This is a genomic window from Anaerotruncus sp. 1XD42-93, assembly GCF_009917605.1.
GTDB lineage: Bacteria > Bacillota > Clostridia > Oscillospirales > Ruminococcaceae > Anaerotruncus.
Genome location: NZ_QZEG01000099.1, coordinates 1 through 5,428 on the forward strand (window position 1 = coordinate 1; position 5,428 = coordinate 5,428).

General features: G+C 62.5%; 1 protein-coding gene. It reads left to right on the plus strand.

All coding sequences use genetic code 11. The features are described from left to right. Positions 1-777: 777 nt before the first annotated feature. Entirely contained in the window at positions 778-2,703 is a 1,926-nt protein-coding gene (locus tag D5269_RS16680; protein WP_158605036.1) for a DnaB-like helicase C-terminal domain-containing protein, read from the plus strand. The last annotated feature ends 2,725 nt before the right edge of the window (positions 2,704-5,428 follow it).

Genomic DNA, 5,428 nt, shown 5'->3' on the forward strand with positions numbered 1-5,428 from the left:
ATGTGTGCTTTTTACCTTGCTTTTTGCACAAGCAAAAAACAAGCCGTCCGCCCGGACGGGACCGGGCATCCTGTGCCGTTCGCGGCACACTTCTCAAAAAAGGTAAGGTGCTGCACCGCTGTACATCCCCCACCATCGTCTGGGGGCGGAAGAGGGTGCAAGTCAGCCCTGAGCATGAGCGCTTGTCTGGGGGCGTGGGGTTCTTTAAGGGGCGTCGCCCCTTAAATGCACTTTTGGTCCCTTTTCGTGCATCCGAAAAGGGACCCGCCGCGCGGGGGCGGATACCCCGCATCCCCTGCCGCCGGAAGGCGGCATTCTTCTTTAAAAAGGTAAGGTACTGCACCGCTGTACATCCCCCACCATCGCCTGGGGGCATCCGAGGGTGCAAATCAGCCCTGAGCATGAGCGCTTGTCTGGGGGCGCGGGGTTTTTTAAGGGGCGTTGCCCCTTAAATGCACTTTTGGTCCCTTTTCGTGCATCCGAAAAGGGACCCGCCGGGCGGGGGCGGATACCCCGCATCCCCTGCCGCCGGAAGGCGGCATTCTTCTTTAAAAAGGTAAGGTGCTGCACCGCTGCATAGAAAGAACCCCAGCGCGGGGGCGGATACCCCGCATCCCGGTGCCGCCTGCGGCACACTTCTCAAAAAAGGTAAGGTACTGCACCGCTGTACAAAAAAGCGCCGAGCCGCACCGCTGCACAAAAAAGGCGCCCGCAGGGCAGTTTGCGAAAACGGGAGAAATCTGATACAATATGGGGAGAAAAGAGGGGGGACAGAGGATGAGGACGCACGAATCACTGATACAGGAACTGCGGGCGCTGCTGCCCGAATACATGGCGCAGAAACGGATCGTGGTGGGGGGGCGGCGGAACCGGCTGATCCGCTGCATCAACCCGGACCACCGGGACTCCACCCCGAGCATGAGCTACCACCAAAAGACCCAGCGTCTGCACTGTTTTGGCTGCGGGAAAAGCTACGACATTTTCGAGCTGATCGCGATGGATTATCCCGAGTGCGACAGCTTCCCGCGGCAGATCAAAAAGGCGTGTGAAATCTTTGGGATCCCGTTCCCGGAGGGGTTCGGGCGCACCGATCCCGCGTCCGAAAAAACGGTGCAGGTGCGGCGGGGCAGCCCGGAAAAAAAAGCGCCGGAACCGGTGCCGGCAGCCGACTATACCGGCATGGTGGAGGAGGCGGTCGCGGCCTGCGGGACAGGCGGGAGCTACTTTGCGGCGCGGGGGATTCCGGCGGAACTGTGCGCGCGCTACCGGCTGTTTGAGCGGGATGGACGGGCTTATCTGCCGCTGTTCGAAGGCGGGAGATGCACCGCCTATTGCGCCCGCGCAATCCGCGACGGGGTACAGCCGCGGTACAAAAACAGCACCGGCTCGATGGGGCTGTTTGGGGTTGATTACCTCAAAGGGGAGGGGCAGGGCGGCGAACTGTTTGTGACCGAAGCGGTGTTCGACGCGCTGTCGATTGAGGCGTGCGGGCGGCACGCGGTGGCGCTCTGCGGCGCGGGGAACGTGCGGCGCTTCCTGAACCTTTGCGCGGAAAACCCGGGGGCGGCGAACAGCTACCGGTTTGTTGCGGCGGGCGACCGGGACGCAGCCGGACAGCGGATGAACCGGGAACTGCGGGAAGGCCTGGAGGGGCTGGGGCTTTCCTGCGGGGAGCTGACGCTGCCGGGGACGGTCAAAGACGTGAACGAACTGCTGGTGGCCGACCGCGCGGCGCTGGAAGAGCTGCTGATGCAGGCGGCGGACGCCGACCGGCTGGCCTACGCGCACACGAGCGCGGCGGACGCGGTGTCCGAGCTGCTGGATGCGTCGATCCGGCTGGGGAGCCGCCAGGCCGAGCCGACCGGGTTCCGGGCGCTGGACCAGCTTCTGGATGGGGGATTTTATGCGGGCCTTTACGTGCTGGGGGCGATCTCGTCGCTGGGAAAGACCTCGTATCTGTTGCAGATTGCCGAATATATCGCCGCGAACGGCACCGACGTCCTGTTTTTTTCACTCGAGATGGGCCGTCTCGAGCTGGTGGCGAAGGGGATTTCGCGCACCACCTGGCGGCTGGATCCGTCGGCCGCGCGGGAGGACGCGTTTACTGCCCGTCAGGTTCTGCGGATGCAGAACCAGCTTCCGGCCGGGCGTGCGCTCCTGCTCAACCGGGCGATCGAAGCCTATCGGAAATCCGCGGGCTGTTTGTTTGTGCGGGAGGGGATCGCGGAAATCGGTGCACAGGAGGTGCGCGAGGAGGTGCGGCAGCATCTGCGGCTGCGGGGGAAACGTCCGGTGGTGATGGTGGACTATCTGCAAATCCTCAAGCCTGCCGACCCCCGCGCCAGCGACAAGCAGAACACCGACCGCGCGGTGGTCGAGCTGAAGCGGATCAGCCGTGACTTTGATCTGCCGGTCGTGGCGATCTCCTCGTTTAACCGGGAGAACTATCGCAGCGCGGTTTCGATGGAGGCATTCAAGGAGAGCGGCGCGGTCGAGTACAGTTCGGACGTCCTGCTCGGTTTGCAGCTCGCCGGGGCAGGGGAGCAGGGGTTCGACGTCAACGCCGCCAAGACCCGCAACCCCCGCCAGGTCGAGCTGGTCCTCCTCAAAAACCGCAACGGCAGCCCTTATGGGCGCATCCCCTATGCCTACCATGCCGCCTATGGGTATTTCTCCGAACTGCGTTCCAGCTTCCGGCCCTAGCGGCTGTTCCGGCTCAAACGCACCGCCGGTTTTTTGCAGGGGGCAGTGGGCGGATTGCTGCGGGACGGCGGACGGATGCTTTCTGGAAGTGAAAAACAGCGTGAAAAAAGGAGGGGAATCCCCTCCTTTTTTGACTGAAAGCCATTTCCATAGAATGAAATGCAGGAGCTGCAACAACGGTATGCGGCCAGCCACACCATCCGATAGGGGGTGTGGCAATGCCAACCGCCATTTTCCTTGACTGGGAAGCACCGCCATGGTAGAATAAGGACAAGGTGCTGCTACAAACGGTTGCAGGCGGTTGGCCCCCGCATGAGACGGGGGATTTCCCCGTTTCGGAAGAAAGGGGGGAATGCTTATGGTTACATATGCGGAGCTGTTCCAGTTCTGTCTGGTAATTCTGGGCGTTGTTACTGTCGTTTTAGAAGTAACAAAAAAGAAATAACCGCCACCCCAGCAAAGTGATGCGGTTATTTCTGTACTCACAAAGGGGCTGACCGTCTGCGGGCAGCGCCTTTCTTTATGCTCATTATAGCCTGGAAACGGGACGCTGTCAAGCGTCCTGTTTTGACTGAGTGGAATCACTTCTGCACAGCACCTGGACGATCGACGCACAGGGTTTGCCGGGGAATCCGCCCCGCGCTGGGGTTCTTTTTGTGCAGCGGTGCAGCACCTTACCTTTTTTGAGAAGTGTGCCGCCTTCCGGCGGCAGGGGATGCGGGGTATCCGCCCCCGCGCGGCGGGTCCCTTTTCGGATGCACGAAAAGGGACGAAAAGTGCATTCAAGGGGCGACGCCCCTTAAAAAACCCCGCGCCCCCAGACAAACGCTCATGCTCAGGGCTGATTTGCACCCTCGGATGCCCCCAGGCGATGGTGGGGGATGTACAGCGGTGCAGCACCTTACCTTTTTTGAGAGGTGTGCCGCAAGCGGCAGAGGATGCCCGGTCCCGTCCGGGCGGACGGCTTGTTTTTTGCTTGTGCAAAAAGCAAGGTAAAAAGCACACATAAGGGGGAAGCCCCCTTATGTATCCCCCGGAAGAGTGCCCGCCTTTGGCTGGGTGGAAGGGACACGCATGTCACAGCCCGCCCCGACCTGTTTTTTGTCCAGACAGGCCCCGCCCACTCGCCCCGGGCTGTGCCGCAAAACCCCACTACTCTGTGCCCGATCGGGCCGGGCCTGCCAGCTTGCCGGGGAGTCCGCCCCCGCGCTGGTGTTCTTTTTGTGCAGCGGTGCAGCACCTTACCTTTTTTGAGAAGTGTGCCGCAAGCGGCAGAGGATGCCCGGTCCCGTCCGGGCGGACGGCTTGTTTTTTGCTTGTGCAAAAAGCAAGGTAAAAAGCACACATAAGGGGGTATCCCCCTTATGGAACCCCCGGAAGGGTGCCCGCCTTTGACTGGGCGGAAGGGACACGCATGTCACAGCCCGCCTCGACCTATTTTTTGTCCAGACAGGCCCCGCCCACTCGACCCGGGCCGCACCGCAGAACCCCTCTACACTGTGCTCGAACGGATCGGTGCACAAGGCTTGCCGGGGAGGGGCACACGGGGAGGGGTCGCCGACCCCTAGCCCGTGAGGCAGCCCGCAGGGTCGTCGCGGCGTATGCCGCGCTTCGGGCCGCAGGCCCGAGAAGACCCGAGGAAGGCGCGAGCGCCTATCCGTTTGGTCTGGGGCCAAACGGATGCTGCCATGGAGTCCGCCCCCGCGCTGGTGTTCTTTTTGTGCAGCGGTGCAGCACCTTACCTTTTTTGAGAAGTGTGCCGCAAGCGGCAGAGGATGCCCGGTCCCGTCCGGGCGGACGGCTTGTTTTTTGCTTGTGCAAAAAGCAAGGTAAAAAGCACACATAAGGGGGAAGCCCCCTTATGTATCCCCCCGGAAGAGTGCCCGCCTTTGGCTGGGTGGAAGGGACACGCATGTCACAGCCCGCCTCGACCTGTTTTTTGCCCAGACAAGCCCCGCCCACTCGACCCGGGCCGCACCGCAGAACCCCTCTACACTGTGCTCGAACGGATCGGTGCACAGGGCTTGCCGGGGAGTCCGCCCCCGCGCTGGGGCTCTTTTTGTGCAGCGGTGCAGCACCTTACCTTTTTTGAGAAGTGTGCCGCAAGCGGCACCGGGATGCGGGGTATCCGCCCCGCGCTGGGGTTCTTTTTGTGCAGCTGCGCGGTACCTTGCCTTTTAAGGTGTGCCGCTGGTCAGCGGCAGGGGATGCCCGGTCCCGTCCGGGCGGACGGCTTGTTTTTTGCTTGTGCAAAAAGCAAGGTAAAAAGCACACATAAGGGGGAAGCCCCCTTATGTATCCCCCGGAAGGGTGCCCGCCTTTGGCTGGGTGGAAGGGACACGCATGTCACAGCCCGCCTCGACCTATTTTTTGTCCAGACAGGCCCCGCCCACTCGACCCGGGCCGCACCGCAGAACCCCTCTACACTGTGCTCGAACGGATCGGTGCACAAGGCTTGCCGGGGAGGGGCACACGGGGAGGGGGCACTGCCCCCTCGCCCGTGAGGCGCATCCTGCCCGAGCGTCGCGCGTAAGCGCGCTTCGGGCTGAAAGCCCGAGAAGCGAAGGGCGTTGTTTTGGTCGGGAACCCAAAACAACATGCGCCCGGTGGCCCCTCGCCCGCAAGGCAGCCCGCAGGGGCGTCGCGGCGGATGCCGCGATCTCGGCCTAAGAGCCGCCTGCGGCGGTTGGCCTCGAAACGCTCGCTGCGGCTCGCAGTCCGGGCC

Coding starts and splice junctions, on each gene's coding strand:
- D5269_RS16680 (WP_158605036.1), top strand. CDS start 778: ATGAGGACGCACGAATCACTGATACAGGAACTGCGGGCGCTGCTGCCC.